Raw genomic sequence first — 19,622 nt, 5'->3', positions numbered from 1 at the left:
AGAGAATAAACTATGCAAAATCAAGTCATCGAGATTCTACAATACCGTTTAAAACCACAATCAGGACAAACGTTTCACCAAATTATGTGTGAGATCAGTGTTCCACTCCATAAACAACATGGGATTGATGTCATTGCGTATGGAAATTCATTACATGATATTGACAGCTATTATTTAATCCGTGCATTTGAGACAGAAACCAAATTGCAACAGCAGCTCGATGCTTTTTATGCCAGTGATGATTGGCGTGATGGACCAAGAGAAAGTATCATTCGCCTGATTGAAAGCAGTTTAAAATCGGTGATCATGCTCCCGACACAGGCAATCCATGCACTACGCAACCATTATCCTCAATAAAATCAACAACCGCACCCAATCAGTGCGGTCATTTTTTCTTACTTTTTCAGTGCTAAGGGAAAAACAACGATAGTGGACGTTGTTTAATCAATTTCAAAACACATTGCGCGATATCACACCAGCTCTCAATTTCTGTTTCTAAAGAACGCAACGCAACCCATAACGCGATAAAGAAACTGACAATCAAATTCACAATACCAATCAATAACACGAACACTAAACCTTGTAAGAACATCTGCCAAGTGAACGCGCCACTGATCGCCATATAGCCCAAATTCGCAGAAGAAAACGCCACATGGCGAATATCCAACGGTAAATTAAGCAAGTACCCGACTAACCCCGTTAAACCAAGCAATAAACCAAAACACAGATTTCCCATAATCGAACCGTAATTATCATGCCAGTATTCTGCAAATTTGTAGCGCATATTACGGGTCAACAGACGGCGTAAAATAGGGTGATTGCGTAGTCGCATTTTTAGATTCAAATAATTACTACGATTATCAAAATAACCAGAAATAATCCCAGAAAAGAATAACCAGAAACCCGCAATGGCGGCAAACCATAAGGACCCTTTCATCGGATCAAGGGATTTTTGTTGGTAGGCAATCTCCGCCTCACTCAATAAAGGTGTACCAACATAATGTTGATAGCCTAGCGCAAGCAAACAAGCCACAGAAATCGCTAAAGTGACATTACCCAAAACTGCCACTGTTTGCGAGCGAAACACATCGATCAGCAGTTGAGCTAATTGCAAATTAACGGATTTGCCTTGTCCATTATCCACCGTTTCTGCAAAACGTGCTGCAGTCATTGCGGGCTGTTTAGTCGCCACAGTACAATGCAACATAAAAATTAATGTAAAACCAATACCGTAATTCAGCCCTTCAGCAATACCTCGCCAGACACGATCTTCAATCAGATCACCTAAATACAGTTTAAATAACGCCATTAAGGCAATTAAAATGCCCCCACCAGCCGCCGAAAAAAACATCGCACGGTATTCTTTTGCATCGCGCGTAATATAGTGTTCGCCATGATCACTTTTATTTTGCGTAATACTGCGTGCGAGCATTTTGACACTTTGTTTCCATAAATCCACTGCACTGTGAGTTTGTGCCGATGCCACGGCTAATTCACCGGTAAACATCAAAATACGTCGTGGCGGAAGCTGATCCTGTTGAAAGAGATCCATCAGTGTAGCTAAACGATCGAGCGTTTGATCTAAACGGGTTAATAAATGGGCAACACCGAGGGTGGATCCTGCACTTGAACCACGCTTATGTAAGCGATCGATTTGTTCACGACATTGTGTAAACATCACTTGTAAATGTGCATCATCATAATGACAGTGTTGACGACGTGCGCTGACCCAGTGTGATACTTCGCGTTGTAATGCGACGAAAGGCGAATCGGCATCCAATAACGAAGGATCTAAGCGCATCAATTCAGGCTCTAATTCTTCCGCCGCAATCCAAATGGCAAGCATTTCAATGGCGAACAAGCCCTCATAACGCAAGTGGTTATGCACATTTTCCCGATCACGATCCGTACAGTGCTGTTGTAATACGTCCAATAACCTCACCCAGTCTTGAATGGCGACTGCTTGTAACCAGTCGGCATCCTTTTCTTCACAAAAGAGGACAAAGAAAATATCACGTAAATCGTTTAAATCTTTGAAAGAGGGGTTTAAACGTTCATATAAACGTTTTTGAATTTCGCGTCCAAAGCCTTCTCTGCCTAAAATCCCACAACTAATAAACAGGGGATATAAACGAAGTTGGCAAATCCATTGACACAAAAGACTGGCGGTTTTCTGCGCCAATACCTTGTCATCATAAAATAGTTGCGTGATGTAATGAAAACGTTGTGCTGCCTCTTTTTTGCCTCCGGCACGCATCCACTGACAAGCGGCATTTAACAAAGTAAAGGCATTTTGTTGCTCAATCTGTGTGGTCAAAAAAGGGAGAATATTGTTTTCGTTTAAAGGGTATTTTTCGATCATATATAGGATATAACAGTAAACAATGTGATTTTTGTTTGAGCATAATAAGGGAATCATTAAAAAAAACAAAGTTGTAGATGCCTATTATGTATAAAAAGTGCCAGTTTATTGCATGTAAATCAAACACACCTGTTACTGACGCTTCGCGACTTTAATTGAAAAAAATCACATTCATTACGCAATAAACCGGCTGAATACAACATAAGAACTTGTTGTACAGCCACCACACTCATTTTTCTTACAACAGAATTCTGTCAATATACCGCGAATTATGGCTTTTTATTTGCGCTATTCAACGACTTATAAAAACATTAAAATGAGGTGATTTTGTGTTACTTGTTTATTTAAAGGAAGGGAAGGAAATAACATGAATATCATACAATCGTTCACGCACAGATTAAGCGATTTAATCAAACAATACCCTCTCGCGATGTCGTTTATTTTCATCAGTACGGCATTTATTCCGTGGATACAAGATGAAAGTATTTCCCGAGATATGATTGTCGTTTTATTGCTACCGATCTATTTCTCCACAGTGTTACTGCTAAACAAGCGCAAATACGCGAATGGGCTTGCTATTGCTTATACCATTCTTATTACGCTTGCCTTTTATTTTGCTGAGCGACCTATCTATGATAATGACGCTTATTGGGGACTATTGCTCATTCATTTTGTGCTGTTTGTTACCTATCCACTGGCAAAAGAGAACCGACTTTTTGTGTATAACACGGTGTCACGTTTGACTCAACTTGCCCTGGCTATTGTGTTAGCAGGCATCATTTGTATATGTGCTGTATTGGTTTTGAACAGTATAGAATACTTGTTTAATATCAATCTATTAAGCTACCGTATCGTGCCGAAAACGCTCCTTTTTATCATGTGCTTTTTTACACCGGTTTTCTTTCTGATTTTTGAACAGCGCTTAGCCCAAAACTTTCAAGGTGAACGGTTTCATTATGTGATCGAATTGATCGTCAACTTTATTTTTTCACCGGTTGTTATCCTTTATACCCTGATCGTGTACCTGTATTTGGCTAAAATTCTGTTTTATTTCGAACTACCGAAAGGTGGTGTGGCGTATATTATCATGCCATACATCGCGTTAGGCTTATGTTGTCAAGGACTACGCTTACTGCTGATTGACGCAAAATGGACAGGATTCTATCGCATTTTTGCTTATCTCTCTATTGCGCCACTGGTTTTACTTTGGGTAGGCATCCACACGCGTATTACCACTTATGGTTTAACCGAAATCCGCGTTATGCTTGTCGTGCTCGCCAGTATGATGACCTTGTTTATTTTATTTTCCATGACGCAGCGCTTGCAACAATATCGCTTATTTAGCCTTACTGCCTGCTTGCTTCTTTTTATCAGCACAATACTCACGTCTCCCTATTATTTGGCACAGCAACATCAATTAGCACGTTTTGAACGGTTGCTCAGTGAACTGAATATCTTGGATGAACAGCAACAAATTAGCGCAACCATCTTTGACAGTCAGTTCGCTAAACAACTAAGCAGTGAACAAGTCGAAAAATATAAACAATTAGAAGAAATTATTGGGGGGTATATCAAGACCAATCCAGCGGCTGTCGCCAAATATGGTCAAGAAAAACTCAATTATTTACATGGTTTTTACTACAACCAGATTATTTATAATACGCCATATCAAGATGAAGAAGCCTCGATCACCTTTTATGCTTACGATACTCGTCGACAGGATAACTATACCATTGATATCGCACCTTATCAGACACTACATTTGATTAATGGCTATGTTAATAGTGGCGATCCAAATGAGCGTGAGACACTAGAACAATCCACACTCTTTCAACGTCAATTTGATCTGATTGATAAGCATAACAAGTACAGTTTTGATGAACACTATTTTGTCGAGGTTTTTAAAGCAGCAGGTTTAGATATTCACCAAAAATATTCACAAGATACGTTACTGCCGTTAGCGAAAGAACTGACCCAAGTACCCACAAGGGAAGGAGGATTGCTCATTTTTCGTGACATGGATTTCAAATATGAAGTCCATGGTGACATAAAAGGCTATGTTTATCAGGGTGGTTATATTGAGTTTTATCTCGCCCCATAACATCACAAAAAAGTGCGGTCTATTTTACTAACATTTTGTCAAAATAGACCGCGCGTTAAAACAACTTTACCTATGACGTGTATTGGTCACACTACACATCATAAGTGCCCATGATGACGGCTTGATCCAAAATATGCCCTTGCATCGCAAAATGCAGGTCGTTAAAACGAAAACCTGCGCTGAGATCCAACTTACAATCTAATGCATATACGATGAGTTCATAACGATGTAAGCAGTTAGGTGGTGCCATACCCCCATAAAAAGAGGCTTCTGCAATATCAAATTTACCCAACACACTTGCCCAAGAATTTGCCCCTTGCACATAATCCGTTGCGGTTAAACTTTCGTTTTCTTGCACAGAGGTACGTTCTAAATTTGCGATTAACCAATGAATCCAGACAAACCCACTGGCCGTAATCGCATCTTTATCTTCCAATACCACCGCAAAAGATTTCGTGCCTACGGGCACCTCGCTAATGTCAAAAGGAATCGAATAGGTCGGCATACCATTTGGGCTAAATTGCTTGCCTCGTTTGCCGTATTTATCTTCAAATGCACCATTTTTAATGGCTGAACTGGTCACTTTCATCACTTCCTCCTTCATTCATGGTTAAAATATCAACATCTTTTGACAGAAATTATTCTGTCTCTTTATGTTTCCTTCCCCATTCACACATAGCTCGCAAAACGGGCATCAGTGATTGTCCACGTGCAGTTAAGCTGTATTCTACTTTAGGTGGAATTTGAGGATATTCTTCACGATGGACCAAGCCATCTTTTTCTAATTCTTTTAATGTGGTACTGAGTGTTTTAAAGGAAATGGAACCAAGATAGCGTTTTAATTCGTTGAAACGGATCGCTGGCGGGTACGTAAATAACCAATATAAAATCATCATTTTCCATTTCCCACCAATCAAACTTAATGTATAGCCAAAGTTGGTATCCTTAATTTCTACCCCAGTATCAATTAAATAACTGTCTTCATTTTCATTCATCATGCTTTCCTTAAGGAGAGTATATAACTTAAAAGTGCGTACTTGTTTCGCGAAAACATCGCATATATTATGACATTCTGTTTGGTAACATAACAAAAATAACCTGATTTTGTCATCTTACCTAATTAATCCATTTATTCGGAGATAAATATGTCAACTATTTTACTTTTTAACGCAAGCAATAGCTCTCGCTCTATCCACCAAAACCTCTTAAACGCTATTACCCCTTTATTATCCACCCACAAACTGTGTTATGCATCCAGTCTCGATTTTGATTTACCTTTTTATAGTGAAGATGCGGAAAACGAGCAAGGTTATCCACAAGCAGCAAAAGATTTTGTGGCACTCTTACACAAACATGACGCTGTTATTTTAGCTTGTCCAGAGCATAATGGCGCACCACCAGCTATTTTCAAAAATTTATACGACTGGGGAACACGTGCAGCAAAAGCAGAAGAGACCACTCTATTTAATCAACGTAAGCTACTGATCTTAACCACTTCAGGTGGTGAACGTGGCGGACTCACAGTACAAACCTATTTAAAAAATATCACGCCATTTCATGGTGCAACGGTGGTTGGCGCTTATAGCATAGGAAAATATTACGACAACTTTGTTGATGGTCAACCAACACCAGCAGCTAATCAAATTCTACAAGCTGCGGCAGATGACTTACAACAAGCCTTAGCCTAGGTTTTTCAAACTACACAAATTGCTACTATTTTGTGTGAGAAAGCAAAAAGTGCGGTCTGTTTGTTAAAAATTTTAAAAAACAGACCGCACATAAGTTTGGGTGATCGAGAATCGTTTATCCAGAAAATTTATGACATACGCCCATTTTCAATCTGGATCACTTGATCACAAATCGCCATGGTCGAAGCACGGTGGCTGACTAACACAATCAATTTTTCTGCTTTCACCGTTAACAACGATTGCAAAATAATCGCTTCGTTTAAGCTGTCTAAATTACTGGTTGGCTCATCAAGCAAGATAATCGGGGCATTGTGTAAGAATGCACGTGCAATACCGATACGTTGTTTTTCCCCGTCGGACAAATTACTACCAAGCTCATTGATTTGGGTGTCATAACCTTCCGGAAGACTCATGATAAAGTCATGAATCGAGGCTTTTTTTGCCGCTTCGATCACCTGTGCTTTGCTAGCAGTACGATTTGCCATCAAAATATTTTCATAGATGGTTTCGTTGAAAATATAGGTTTGTTGGGTGATGTAAGCGATATGATCACGCAAACTGAGGGTATTAATCTGCTTCAGATCAGTACCGTTGATGCGGATTACGCCCGTTTGTGGATCATAAAAACGCATCATCAGTTTTAACAATGTGCTTTTACCACTCCCACTACGACCATGAATCCCGAGAATTTGTCCTTTTTGTAAGCGCAAATTAAGATTTGACAGGATCTGTTCATCTGCATAAGCAAAGCTTAAATTTTCGACTTCTATGTTTTCAACATCTTGCAAATCCACGCCTTTCACCACGTCTTTGAGATGCGGTTCTTCACTGAGTAAGCCTAGCACACGCTCACCACTGGCGAGAGTTTGTAGTAGGTTATTTGACAAGTTACTCAACGCAATCACCGGACCATAACTCGACATCAATAAAATCACCGCAATTAATAGCCCAGCAAAGTTAACTTGTTGATTTAAATAGAGTGCAACACCCGTCATTAACATCAGAATATTAAATGCAGAAACAGCAATTTCTGTGTAAGCACGCACTTTACCTTCTTGTTGTTTGATTTTTAAGAAAGCTTTATCAATTTGCTCACTGCGTTGATGAATGCCGGCTAAGCGTTCCTGCTCATTGCCAAACAGTTGTAACTCTTTCATGCCTCGTACGCTATCGAGGAAATAATCGTTCATTTCGCCCACCAGTTCACGATACACTCGCCCGTCTTCTCGTGCCATTTTGGTGGTGAAAATTGGTAAAATCACACCAATAGTGAGATACGCCAATAAGCCAATTAAGGTGAACCAAGGTGAAATATGGGCAAACACCGCCAGCAAAATGCTTGAAGTTAAAAAGGCAATCATAATCGGTGCAATGGTATGGGCATAAAACACTTCAAGCAGTTCAATATCGTTGGTAACTAACGACAGTAATTGCCCAGATTGTTTACCTTGCAGTTTTACAAAGGCTAATTTACGCAATGCGCTAAACACTTTATCACGTAAAAGGGCGAGTAATTTGAATGCAATATAATGCCCTGACATTTGCTCAAGATAGCGCAAGATGCCACGGGCCACCGCCAAGACAATGAGTGCGGTCAAAATTTGTGAAAAACTGAGGTGTACAGGGAAATCGAGCAAGTTCACCAAGCCCATAGCACCCAATACCATAATAAAGATTGCGGCTAAAAAGCCAAGTACACCCATGATAATGGTAAACGCCATAATATGCGCGAGAGGGGTGACTAACTTCAATAATTGCCACATAATCACAAAACCATTCTTACGCATGCTCACCTCCGTGGCGGATATTTTCTAAATTTTTCTGTTGCGTAAACATCTCAGCATACATTCCCTGCTCAGCCATTAAGCTATCATGATTGCCCTGCTCAACTAAACGTCCCGCCTGCAAAACATAAATCTGATCGGCTTTCACCGCATTGGCTAAACGATGCGAAATCATCACAAGGGTTTTCTCTGCTTTTAAACGTTGAATAAATTGCAGAATAATTTCTTCACTTTCCACATCAATGTTGCTGGTCGCTTCGTCAAAAATATAGCAATCCGCATTGTGCAATAAAGCACGGGCAAGCGCGAGACGCTGAATTTGTCCGCCGGATAAATTGCTACCACGGCTTAATAACATCATGTCTAGACCGCCGTTTTCACGCACGAAATTGGCAAGATTGACTTGTTCTAGCACCGCATAAATCTGCTCATCGGTTGCGCTTAAATTTGCCATTAGCATATTTTCACGCAAGCTCCCTTTGAAAATATAAGAACTGTGGCTCACCAGTGAAACATGACGATAGAATGCATGACGATCAAGATCTTGAATGTCTTGTTGGTTAAATAAAATCTTGCCTTGCTGCGCTTTGTGGAAGCCCATTAAAAGCGACACTAAAGTCGATTTACCACAACCACTTTTACCGACAAAAACCGTGAGTTTTTTCGGCTCAATTGTGAGCGTTAAACCATTAATCGCTTGTTTTTCAGCCTGATAGGCAAAGTGGAGATCTTGAATTTCCACACGCAGTTGGTTTTCGACTGGAAATGCCACTGCATTTGGATTGACTTCAACAGGGGTATCTAACAAAGTAAAAATCTTATCCGAAGCGGCTTTGCCATTCATTGCCACATGGAAAAATGAACCTAATAAGCGTAATGGAATGAAAAATTCGGAGGCGAGTAGAATAAATAAAATCACGCCAAAAATACTTAAACTGCCTGCTTGGTATTGTAAAAGGGCAGTCAAAATGCCGATAGCGGATCCACCGTATGCCAATAAATCCATGATTGACACTGAGTTGAGCTGCATGGTCAGCACTTTCATGGTGATAGTACGGAATTTCTCGGCTTCTTGATCCATTTGTTTGGCTTTGTAAGCATCATCTTGATAAATCTTCAAGGTAATTAAGCCCTGTAAATTATCCAAAAAGCTGCTACCAAGCCCGACATAGATCGACCAATACTTATGTAATAAACGTTTAGCGATTTTATTGACCGCAATAATAGAAAAAGGAATCAGTGGTACACAGATCAAGAGAATCAGTGCAGTCGGTGCATTGAAAAAGACTAAAAACACAAAGAGAGAGAGCGGTGCCAGCAAGCTATAAAACAGTTGTGGCAAATAGCGCCCAAAATAGATTTCAAGCTGTTCCACACCTTCTGATGCCACTTGAATAATAGAAGAGGTGGATTGTTGATTCACTTGATTTAATGGCATCGACGCCAATTTTTGAAAAATCAAGGTACGTAGTTTATGTTTTACATGCGTACTGGCTTGATAAGAGGCTTTCACAGCCATTTTGCCTGCCATGGCACGTACCGCAAGGGCGGCAACTAAATTGATAGCATAGCTAAACAAAGTGCCCAAGGTAAGTGTTTGTTCAAAGGCTTGTTCCAAACAAAGGGCAAAAATCACGGCACTGACAATACTAGCAATAAGCGCAATCCAGTTCCAAAGCACTGTTTTTGCTACCCATTTTTTGCTATCGGTTACCGTGTTAATCAGTCGTTTATCGATCATCATAAAAGGGTCATCCTTTAAAAAACATATCTAACTATCAAGTGCGATAGTTTAACACAAATGAGAATAAGATTTATTAAAGTATCAACGGAAAATTATAAATTCCGTAGCGACAAAGAAACCCTAGCTATTCCTTCGCGGTAAATTTTGGCATCATACTGGCCATTACCGTAGAAGATACGATGATAAAAATGCCTAGCCAAGACACAAGCGAAATCATTTCACCTAATAATAAAATCGCTAGACCTACGCCAAATATAGGCTCAAGTGCGGTCAATAACCCAGTAAAGTTGGTATGGGTGGCATTCAGTCCTTTATTCCATAACCAATAAGCAATCCAACTGCAAAAAATAGCCAGATAAAGTAATCCTGCTACACCTTGCCAGTTCCAATTGACAGTCCAATTTTGAGTTAATAACGCAGTGAAAGGTAAACAAGTGATCGCCCCTAACACCACAGAAATCGCAGTATAAGCAGAGGCGGTGATCTGATTAATCATGGTTTTTGTCCAACGTAAGCAAACAGAAAATAAAATCCCTGCAAATAATACTAAAAGACAACCAAGGACGGTGATTTCGCCTTCGTGACTTCCACCAGCAATTAAAATTGCGACACCAATAAATGCGAATGTACCAAATAACCAGTGATACCAACTGGCTTTATCTTTAAAGAAAAAATGCCCCACAAAAACAATCAATAAAGGTTCTAAACCAATAATAGTGGCAGCACTTGCCGCGGACGTATAATGAAGTCCAACAAACTGTAATAAAAATACTGCAGGATAATTAAAAAAGCCGAGCCACCATAATTGTGGACGCAACCTCTTATCCACTTTTTTCCAATGACGTAAAAAGAGTGGAAAAACAAGTAACGCAATTATCATTAAGCGAGTTTGAACGGTTAATACTGGATCGAGCATTGTAAAAGCATATTTCCCAGCAACAAAAGAACTTGCCCAAATAAAGAGTGCAATAATTTGGTATATCATGGATTTATAAAGAAAAAGTGCGGTTAAAATGAACTTTATTTTAACCGCACTTGATGAAATGAAAAGCAGATTTTTTGTCTAAATATCTAAATTTGCATGTAATGCGTTGCTTTCTATAAATTCACGACGTGGCTCGACTTCATCACCCATTAAAGTGGTAAACAGTAAATCTGCCGCCACCGCATCTTTAATCGAAACTTTTAACATACGACGTGCATTCGGATCCATTGTGGTTTCCCAAAGCTGTTCTGGATTCATTTCCCCCAATCCTTTATAGCGCTGTACCATTAACCCACGACGCGACTCTTTCACTAACCATTCAATCGCTTGTTCAAATGAACTCACTTCCAGTTTACGCTCACCACGCATGATATAAGCGCCTTCTTCAATTAAACCGGTTAATTGTTTGCCTAATTTCACGATGCGGGCATATTCACTGCCTGTCGCAAATTGGAAGTTAAGGAAATAATCCGTATCAATCCCATGTGTGCGAACCGTTAACACCGCCTCATGTAAATGACGTTCGCTGTTAAACACAGTACGATAGCTATAATGGTTACCGTTGCTTTCTTTTGCCACCAGTTTATCGACGAGGGTTGCAATCCAGTTTTCCACTTCTTTTTGGTCCGCCATTAATTCACTGGTTAACTCTGGATGATAAATCAATTCTTTTAACACCGCTTCTGGATAATAGCGAGTTAAGCGACCTATCATTTTTTGTACTGCATTATATTCTGACACTAAACTTTCTAACGCCAAGCCACTCATAGCAGGGGCATTTTCATTGACATACAGTGCCGCATTTTCTAACGCAAGTGCGACTTCATATTGCACCATGGCTTCATCGTCTTTGATATATTGCTCTTGTTTGCCTTTTTTCACTTTGTAAAGTGGGGGTTGCGCAATATACACATGACCACGTTCAATCAACTCTGGCATTTGACGATAGAAGAAAGTTAATAATAAGGTTCGAATGTGCGCACCATCCACATCCGCATCGGTCATGATAATAATGCTGTGATAACGCAATTTTTCTGGATTATATTCATCACGACCAATCCCACAACCCAGTGCGGTGATTAATGTCCCCACTTCAGCAGAAGAAAGCATTTTGTCAAAACGGGCTTTTTCTACGTTCAGAATTTTCCCTTTTAACGGTAAAATGGCTTGGTTTTTACGATTACGCCCTTGTTTTGCTGAGCCGCCCGCAGAATCCCCCTCCACGAGGTATAATTCCGATAATGCAGGATCACGCTCTTGGCAGTCAGCAAGTTTACCCGGCAAGCCACCTAAATCTAATGCCCCTTTACGGCGTGTCATTTCACGCGCTTTACGCGCAGCTTCACGCGCACGGGCAGCATCAATGATTTTACCAACAATGATTTTGGCATCGGACGGGTTTTCTAATAAATATTGTTGTAAATATTCATTCATTACCGATTCCACCGCACTTTTCACTTCCGAAGACACTAATTTGTCTTTCGTTTGCGAGGAGAATTTAGGATCAGGTACTTTGACCGAAATAATCGCTACCAAACCTTCTCGAGCATCGTCACCCGAAGTCGCCACTTTCGATTTTTTATTATGACCTTCGTTATCCATGTAGTTATTTAAACTACGAGTTAAGGCACCACGGAAACCCGCTAAGTGCGTACCGCCGTCACGTTGTGGAATATTATTGGTGAAACAATACACGTTTTCGTTAAAGCTATCATTCCACTGCATTGACACTTCCACGCCAATGCCGTCTTTTTCTGTCGAAAAATAGAAAGGTTTTTGATGAATCGGATTTTTGTTACGGTTTAGGTATTCTACAAACGCTTGAATGCCACCTTCATAATGAAAATGATCTTGTCTGTCATTGCGCTTATCAAATAATTTAATCGACACACCTGAATTTAAGAAAGACAATTCACGCAAGCGTTTCGCCAAAATATCGTATTCGAATTCGATGTTATTGAAAATGGTTGGACTCGGCCAGAAACGCACGGCAGTTCCGGTTTGATCCGTTTCACCAATCGCGGCTAATGGTGCTTGAGGTTCACCTAAATGGTAAATTTGTTCATGCACTTTGCCTTGACGACGAATGGTTAATTGCAATTTATCGGAAAGGGCATTAACCACTGACACCCCCACACCATGTAAACCGCCCGAGACTTTGTACGAATTATCATCAAATTTACCGCCTGCATGTAATACCGTCATAATGACTTCAGCAGCCGAAACCCCTTCTTCTGGGTGAATATCAACAGGAATACCACGACCATCATCTTGTACAGACACCGAATTGTCGGTGTGAATAGTGACTGTTATATCCTTAGCATAGCCCGCCAAAGCTTCGTCAATGGAATTATCCACCACTTCGAACACCATGTGATGTAAACCCGTACCATCATCCGTATCCCCAATGTACATACCAGGACGTTTACGCACGGCATCAAGTCCTTTTAAGACTTTAATACTATTCGCACCATAATTTTCAGGGGTATTATTTGACATCGTATCTCTCTTTTTAAACCATAAAAAATTGCTGAGATTATAGCAAATTTTTGGCGAATTGGCTAAGAATAAGTGCGGTCGATTTTGGTTGATATTTTTCTAACTAAAACGGTTTTAAGTGCCTTCCACTACGTAATTTTGAGTCCAAAAAAGTAACGCAAAGCAGATGATTTTCTCCACTTAATAAAATTTATAACAATTTTTATACAATTTTATTACATTTCAGTTGATTTATTATTTATATCCTATATATTTCATATTTAATAAATAACATATAAAAAAGATAAAATATAAAGGAGAAAATAATGCGTAAATCCAATTATATTAATCAAAGTAAGCGCCAATTTCTGCGTACGGGTGCAGCCAGTATTGCAGCTGGGGCAATTGGTACATCTGGTTTTTTCTTACCTAAAACAGCAACTGCCGCATTACCTAAAATCAGTTCTTCAGCAAAAATTGTGATTGCTGGTGCCGGGGCGGCTGGTCTTACAATTGCTTCTCAACTCGCTGCGCGGCTTGAACCAAGTGCACAAATTATTTTAATTGACTCAAGAATCGCGCATTATTACCAACCCGGGTTTACGCTCGTGGCCGCTGGCATTAAACCTAAACACTATGTTGTTTCACAAACTGAGGAATATTTACCTGACAATGTGAAATGGATTAAAGCCGCTGTAAATGAATTTGATCCCGATAGCAATCGCCTGACGACATCAACGGGTGAGCACATCACTTACGATTATTTATTTGTTGCAACAGGTCTAAAACTTGATTATGACGCTATTGAAGGCATGGATGTTAACTTGATAGGGCAAAATGGCTTAGGCAGCATTTATCACAGCCCAGACAGTGCTTATAAAACATGGCAATTGCTTGATCAATTTGCCAACAAAGGCGGAGATGCGGTCTTCCTACGCCCTGCAACAGAAATGAAATGTGCAGGTGCACCTTTAAAATATACCTTTATCGTGCGTGATTATTTGCTCAGACGCCATACCTTAGATAAATCAAGATTATTTTATAACGCACATAATAAAACCTTATTCAGCGTGCCTATCGTTGATGCAAAAGTCAAAATGCTGTTTGCTGAAAAAAATATCCAAGTCAATTACGATCGTAGCCTTACAGCAATTGATCTGAGTAAACGTATTGCGACCTTTAATAGCCCAGAAGGAGTTGTAGAAGTCCCTTATGATTTTATTAATGTGGTACCCCCAATGCGAGCACCTGATGCCGTTCGTCAATCAGCACTCGCGTGGCAAGAAGGAAAATGGGCTAACGATGGTTGGGTTGAAGTAGAAAAACATACCTTGCGTCACCGTCGTTATGCCAATGTGTTTGCTGTGGGTGATGTGGCAGGGGTCCCAAAAGGCAAAACAGCTGCCAGTGTCAAATGGCAAGTTCCTGTTGCAGTGGCACATTTACTCGCAGAATTAGAGGGCAAACCTTGTGATGAAATTTACAACGGTTATACATCTTGTCCATTAATTACTCAATTAGGAAAGGGGATGCTAGTAGAATTTGATTATAACAACCACTTAACACCTTCTTTCCCCGGTGTAATAGCGCCATTAGAAGAACTGTGGGCAACATGGGCAATTAAAACATTAGGTTTAAAACCCACTTATTTAGGTATGTTACGTGGATTAGCTTAAGGAGCGTTAACAATGAAAGAATTTCAATTTGACACTTTATGGGCTGTGATGCAAATCATGCTAGGGGCATTTTTCTGGCCTACCTTAATCGTCATAATTTTAACAATCACGGCTTTTTGTTACTTATTAGTCAAAGAAAAGGGGCTTGTTGCTTGTCGTTTAAAAGGCAGTAGTCTTGTCGGATTATTAGGCGGCATACTTGCTTTATATCTTTTGTTTTCAATTTCACAAGCATCAATTAGCGACATAGGCGGACCAATCGATCTGATTCTTGTGGTTTTAGCCTATTTTGGTGGTTTCTTAGCAAGCACAATGCTACTTTATAGTATTATGGGCTTTGTCAAACCAAGAAGTTGTGCTTGTCAAAAAAATTAACTTAATGGAAAGTATCATGAAAATTGCGATACCTGAAATCAAAGCATTTTTTGATGAACCAACGAATACATACAGTTATGTTGTTCACGATCCTGATACGCAAGCTTGTGCTATTATTGATTCTGTTTTGGATTTAGATTATGCGGCAGGAAAAATCAGCACCTTATCTGCAGATGCCATTATTGCGTATATTCAACAACAGCAATTGACTGTTGAGTGGATTTTAGAAACGCATGTGCATGCCGATCATTTATCCGCTGCGCCTTATTTACAAGAAAAATTAGGTGGAAAAACAGGTATTGGTCAACATATCACAACTGTACAAAATGTATTTGGTAAGGCATTTAATGCCGGTACGGAATTTGCCCGTGATGGTAGTCAATTTAATCGCTTGTTTCATGATGGAGATGAATTCACTCTCGGTCGCCTTCCTGTTAAAGTCATTCATACCCCTGGGCATACTCCAGCTTGTGTCAGTTATTTAATTGGAGATGCCGTTTTCGTAGGGGATACTTTATTCATGCCAGATTATGGGACTGCACGTTGTGATTTTCCTGGCGGGGATGCCAATGTGTTATATCAATCTGTACAAAAATTACTTGCTTTACCTGAAGAAACACGGATGTTCTTATGCCACGATTATTTACCTAAACATCGTCAAGAATATTGCTATGAAACCACTGTTAAAGCACAGAAAGAACAAAATATTCATATTCACCACGGGGTTAAGCAAGCAGAATTTGTTCAAATGCGCCAATCGCGTGATGCGACATTATCTATGCCGAAATTGATCATTCCTTCGGTACAAGTCAATATGCGAGCAGGACATTTACCGCCAGCAGAAGAAAATGGGCAAGTCTATTTAAAAGTGCCGATTAATTTATTTAAATCATAATTTACAGGGGAAAGCGCTATGACAATTCAAACCATCTGTGTCAATGATGTATGTGAAAAACTGAAGCAAGGGGCAATTTTAGTTGATATTCGTCAACCTGATGAATATTTAAGAGAAAATATTGAAGGGGCAGAACTACAACCACTTGCACAGCTTGAAAAAGAGGGGTTACAAGGCAATGCTGTGAGTGCAAATGTTATTATTTTTCATTGCCGTTCTGGTCGCCGCACACAGCAAGCCAGTGAATTATTAACCGCGATTTCTGTTGGTAAAGAAGCGTTTATTTTGGAAGGTGGATTAGACGGTTGGAAAGCCAATCATCAACCTACTCGCTTAAATCGTTCTCAACCTTTAGAAATGATGCGTCAAGTCCAAATTGCCGCGGGAAGTTTAACCTTAATTGGTGCGCTTTTAGGTTGGTTAGTTTCACCTGCATTCTATGGTTTATGTGCATTTGTTGGTGCGGGATTATTACTCGCGGGTGCGACGGGATTCTGTGGTATGGCTCGTTTACTTGCTCTCATGCCTTGGAATCGTCAATAACCAACTTGCTGGAAGTAGAAAGTAATATTTTCTACTTCCTTTCTTGTCCTATAATGAAAATGAGCCTTTCTTTTTATGCTGCCTAAATAAGCGATTTAATCAAAAAATAGGCAAATCAACAAAAATGACATATCATACCTGTCTGAATGCGTTTAAGTACATAAGTCAATTTTAGATAACATTTACTATTTAATTGGTTTTTATAAATTTTCTTATTCTTAATTAAATTATTACTTTTTATTTTACATTTTTAATTAAATATAAATAAAAATTTATTTAAAATAAATATCTGTTGGGAAAAAATAATGGACGAAATATTTTCAAAATGTGATGAAGCAACGAAATTTTTAAAATCTTTTTCAAATCAAAATCGATTAATTATTTTATGTTGTATTTTAGATCAAAAACGCAATGTAACTGAAATTACACAACTTACAGGATTACCACAAGCCTCTGTTTCCAATCAACTTGCTTTATTACGAGAAAATAAACTGATTGATTGTGAAAAACGCCATCGTGAAAGATTATATTATATTGCCGATCCAAGAGTGCTTGAAATTATGCAACTCTTACATAAATTCTTCTGTCAATAAAATAAATAATAAAAATAACTTTTTTGCACCTTAAAAATAATCTCTTTTGAATTAAGGTGCAAAAATGGGTTTCTTTCTTATTAAGCACCAATAATACGATAAAGTGCGGTATCTTTTCTATCCAAATAATGTACTGATTGGATGCGACGAATGGTGCGAGAACGACCACGAATAAGTAGTGTTTCCGTCGTAGCAAGATTGCCTTTACGGTGAATCCCTTTCAACAAATCCCCGTTAGTAATACCTGTGGCAGAAAAGACTAAATTATCATCACGTACCAGATCTTCTAGTTTTAATACTTGATTAACTTCAATGCCCATTTCTTGGCAACGACGAATTTCCTCTGCAGCAAGTGCTTGATTTTCAGGTGTATCTCCTTTTACGTGATCACGTGGTAATAAACGGGCTTGCATATCGCCACCTAAAGCACGCACAGCCGCCGCTGCAATGACGCCTTCAGGCGCACCACCAATACCGTATAGCATGTCTACCCCACCATCTGGTAAACAACACAATATCGAGGCTGCTACATCACCATCTGGTATAGCCAATACTTTCACACCTAATTGTTGCATTCTTTTGATCATCTCATGATGACGGGGTTTATCTAAAGTAATCACTGTAAGTTGAGAAAGTAATTTCCCCATTTTTGATGCCACTCGACGTAAATTTTGTTCTAGTGGTAAATTGAGATCCACCATACCTTTGACTTCAGGACCCACCACTAATTTTTCCATATACATATCAGGCGCTTTTAAAAAGGTTTCTTTCCCACCGGCAGCTAAAACAGATAAGGCATTTGCCTGCCCCATGGCAGTCATTCTTGTGCCTTCAATAGGATCAACTGCAATAGAAATTTGTTCACCTTTACCATTTCCCACTTTTTCACCGATATAAAGCATAGGCGCTTCATCAATTTCACCTTCACCAATCACGACTTCGGCATCCATTTCAACTTGATTTAACATCAAACGCATGGCTTGTACTGCAGCATTATCCGCGGCTTCTTTATCGCCACGACCTAACCATGCAAAACCTGCAAGGGCGGCAGCTTCAGTGACTCTTGAAAATTCAATCGCTAATGCTCTATTCATTTTATTATCCTTTGGGTTGATTGATGAAAATTCCGCGTTATTTTAGCACCTAGCAAACGATTGCGTAACGAAAAAATACAAAAATGCACAGAATTTTTTCGAACCAAATAAGAAATTATGTTAAGGTGGCAAGCAAAATGATACTCATCTGTTTAACATCCCTGTTAACTAGAGTAAAATAGACACACTTAATTACATTGTAGAGGAATCCTTTTATGTCTTTAGAAATTTTAGATCAGTTAGAAGAAAAAATTAAACAAGCGGTTGAAACTATCCAATTACTTCAATTGGAAATTGATGAATTAAAAGAAAAAAATAACCAATCTCAACAAGCAAATGACGCATTACGCAGTGAAAATGAACAACTAAAGAGTGAGCACCAAAACTGGCAAGAACGTTTACGCTCATTATTAGGCAAAATTGATAACGTATAATTCACTTCTTATTAAGGCTTAGTTTTTCTAAGCCTTATTTTTTAGGAGAAATTAATGAAAGCAAAAATTTGTATTATCACTGGCAGTACGCTTGGTGGTGCAGAATATGTTGCAGAACATATTGCTGAAATATTAGAACAACAAGATTATCCTGTACGTTTAGAACATGGACCAAATTTTGAAGAAGTGATCGATGAAAAATGTTGGCTTGTTGTCACCTCTACCCATGGTGCAGGTGAATTACCGGATAATATTAAACCTCTGTTTGAAAAATTAGCATTTCACCCAAAACAGTTAGCTGACTTACGCTTTGCAGTGATCGGGTTAGGTAATTCGGATTATGATACCTTCTGTCACGCAGTGGATCATGTGGAACAATTACTGCTAAGCAAAGATGCTTTACAACTGTGTGAATCGCTAAGAATGGATATGCTAACTATTACTGATCCTGAACACACGGCCGAACAATGGCTCCCACAATTTCTCAGTCAATTATAATATTTATTTCCTATACAATGGCATATGTAAATCAAATATGCCATTTTTCATCTCGATCAAGCATAATATTTAACCAATCAAATCAATATTTTTTCTGTGGATAACTAAGATCAAAATTGTATAAAAGCTGTTTTTATTCCCTGAATAAGATTGAATGTTTTTTATTCTGTGGATAACTAAAGAAGTTATTCACAGTTTTTTCTGGTGCCAAATTGAGATCTTAACAACTTAAAAAATGATCTAAGTTATTCATTTAAAAAAAGAAAAGGATCTTAATCACAGCACTATAGGATCCTAATAATCATAATAATAAGATCTCTTTATATAAAAAGATCCTATCTTTATTAACTCACGATCTTTTTCACGATCATC

Annotated in this window: 18 protein-coding genes; 10 read left to right on the top strand and 8 right to left on the bottom strand. The window is 39.0% G+C overall.

Features of this window, described 5'->3' with window-relative positions:
* The first annotated feature begins 12 nt into the window (after positions 1-12).
* Positions 13-357 carry a hypothetical protein gene (locus tag KPF51_RS09955; protein ID WP_005718023.1) on the top strand — a complete coding sequence of 115 codons (345 nt, stop codon included), beginning with the start codon at positions 13-15 and terminating at the stop codon, positions 355-357.
* A 52-nt stretch (positions 358-409) separates the two neighbouring features.
* On the opposite strand, the gene KPF51_RS09950 is transcribed toward KPF51_RS09955, so the two are convergent.
* Positions 410-2,362 carry a site-specific recombinase gene (locus KPF51_RS09950; RefSeq protein ID WP_061406437.1) on the bottom strand — a complete coding sequence of 651 codons (1,953 nt, stop codon included), beginning with the start codon at positions 2,360-2,362 and terminating at the stop codon, positions 410-412.
* A 367-nt stretch (positions 2,363-2,729) separates the two neighbouring features.
* On the opposite strand from KPF51_RS09950, the gene KPF51_RS09945 reads away from it, so the two are divergent.
* Positions 2,730-4,463 carry a DUF4153 domain-containing protein gene (locus tag KPF51_RS09945; RefSeq protein ID WP_064661057.1) on the top strand — a complete coding sequence of 578 codons (1,734 nt, stop codon included), beginning with the start codon at positions 2,730-2,732 and terminating at the stop codon, positions 4,461-4,463.
* A gap of 91 nt (positions 4,464-4,554) precedes the next feature.
* Here KPF51_RS09945 and KPF51_RS09940 read toward each other — a convergent pair whose 3' ends face one another.
* Both KPF51_RS09940 and KPF51_RS09935 read right to left on the bottom strand, forming a co-directional pair.
* On the bottom strand, positions 4,555-5,052 hold the full coding sequence (locus tag KPF51_RS09940) for a YbhB/YbcL family Raf kinase inhibitor-like protein (protein WP_005724161.1): 498 nt from the start codon (positions 5,050-5,052) through the stop codon (positions 4,555-4,557).
* A gap of 49 nt (positions 5,053-5,101) precedes the next feature.
* A complete protein-coding gene (locus KPF51_RS09935) occupies positions 5,102-5,458 on the bottom strand; it encodes a helix-turn-helix domain-containing protein (protein WP_005752046.1) in 357 nt (118 codons plus the stop codon).
* Between the two features lie 150 nt (positions 5,459-5,608).
* Between KPF51_RS09935 and KPF51_RS09930 the strand changes: the two genes are divergently transcribed.
* Complete coding sequence (locus tag KPF51_RS09930) at positions 5,609-6,151, top strand: NADPH-dependent FMN reductase (RefSeq protein WP_005724164.1); 543 nt, start codon at positions 5,609-5,611, stop codon at positions 6,149-6,151.
* A 128-nt stretch (positions 6,152-6,279) separates the two neighbouring features.
* Here the strand turns inward: KPF51_RS09930 and cydC are convergent, their stop codons facing one another.
* From cydC to gyrB, 4 genes are all read right to left on the bottom strand, one after another.
* Entirely contained in the window at positions 6,280-7,938 is a 1,659-nt protein-coding gene (gene cydC, locus KPF51_RS09925; RefSeq protein WP_005757657.1) for a thiol reductant ABC exporter subunit CydC, read from the bottom strand.
* Positions 7,931-9,679 carry an ABC transporter ATP-binding protein/permease gene (locus KPF51_RS09920; RefSeq protein ID WP_061406315.1) on the bottom strand — a complete coding sequence of 583 codons (1,749 nt, stop codon included), beginning with the start codon at positions 9,677-9,679 and terminating at the stop codon, positions 7,931-7,933. Before KPF51_RS09920 ends, cydC begins: the two co-directional genes overlap by 8 nt.
* Before the next feature lie 124 nt (positions 9,680-9,803).
* The gene (locus KPF51_RS09915) at positions 9,804-10,664 is read right to left on the bottom strand and encodes a DMT family transporter (protein ID WP_005724170.1); all 861 of its coding nucleotides are present in this window, start codon (positions 10,662-10,664) and stop codon (positions 9,804-9,806) included.
* A 78-nt stretch (positions 10,665-10,742) separates the two neighbouring features.
* Positions 10,743-13,163 (bottom strand): DNA topoisomerase (ATP-hydrolyzing) subunit B, encoded by a 2,421-nt coding sequence (gene gyrB, locus KPF51_RS09910; RefSeq protein ID WP_005724172.1) that lies wholly within the window; start codon positions 13,161-13,163, stop codon positions 10,743-10,745.
* A 305-nt stretch (positions 13,164-13,468) separates the two neighbouring features.
* Between gyrB and KPF51_RS09905 the strand changes: the two genes are divergently transcribed.
* The 5 genes from KPF51_RS09905 (at position 13,469) to KPF51_RS09885 (ending at position 17,224) form a co-directional block, all read left to right on the top strand.
* The gene (locus KPF51_RS09905) at positions 13,469-14,818 is read left to right on the top strand and encodes an NAD(P)/FAD-dependent oxidoreductase (RefSeq protein WP_061406316.1); all 1,350 of its coding nucleotides are present in this window, start codon (positions 13,469-13,471) and stop codon (positions 14,816-14,818) included.
* Between the two features lie 12 nt (positions 14,819-14,830).
* On the top strand, positions 14,831-15,193 hold the full coding sequence (locus KPF51_RS09900) for a DUF5368 domain-containing protein (protein ID WP_005724176.1): 363 nt from the start codon (positions 14,831-14,833) through the stop codon (positions 15,191-15,193).
* A 16-nt stretch (positions 15,194-15,209) separates the two neighbouring features.
* On the top strand, positions 15,210-16,088 hold the full coding sequence (locus KPF51_RS09895; RefSeq protein ID WP_014668425.1) for an MBL fold metallo-hydrolase: 879 nt from the start codon (positions 15,210-15,212) through the stop codon (positions 16,086-16,088).
* 18 nt (positions 16,089-16,106) lie between these two features.
* Entirely contained in the window at positions 16,107-16,631 is a 525-nt protein-coding gene (locus KPF51_RS09890; protein ID WP_005724180.1) for a rhodanese family protein, read from the top strand.
* Positions 16,632-16,936: 305 nt separating this feature from the next.
* A complete protein-coding gene (locus KPF51_RS09885; protein ID WP_005757665.1) occupies positions 16,937-17,224 on the top strand; it encodes a helix-turn-helix transcriptional regulator in 288 nt (95 codons plus the stop codon).
* A gap of 80 nt (positions 17,225-17,304) precedes the next feature.
* Here KPF51_RS09885 and glpX read toward each other — a convergent pair whose 3' ends face one another.
* Positions 17,305-18,318, bottom strand: coding sequence for a class II fructose-bisphosphatase (gene glpX, locus KPF51_RS09880; RefSeq protein ID WP_005724182.1), 1,014 nt, complete (start codon positions 18,316-18,318; stop codon positions 17,305-17,307).
* 215 nt (positions 18,319-18,533) lie between these two features.
* On the opposite strand from glpX, the gene zapB reads away from it, so the two are divergent.
* Both zapB and mioC read left to right on the top strand, forming a co-directional pair.
* On the top strand, positions 18,534-18,752 hold the full coding sequence (gene zapB / locus KPF51_RS09875) for a cell division protein ZapB (RefSeq protein ID WP_005718043.1): 219 nt from the start codon (positions 18,534-18,536) through the stop codon (positions 18,750-18,752).
* Positions 18,753-18,806: 54 nt separating this feature from the next.
* Positions 18,807-19,250 (top strand): FMN-binding protein MioC, encoded by a 444-nt coding sequence (gene mioC, locus KPF51_RS09870; protein ID WP_005724185.1) that lies wholly within the window; start codon positions 18,807-18,809, stop codon positions 19,248-19,250.
* Positions 19,251-19,622: the final 372 nt, after the last annotated feature.

The sequence above is a fragment of the Pasteurella sp. XG20 genome (assembly GCF_018968665.1).
Classification (GTDB): Bacteria; Pseudomonadota; Gammaproteobacteria; order Enterobacterales; family Pasteurellaceae; genus Pasteurella; species Pasteurella multocida.
The sequence above is the reverse complement of the archived record's forward strand: the minus strand, read 5'-3'. Positions and strand labels throughout refer to the sequence as shown.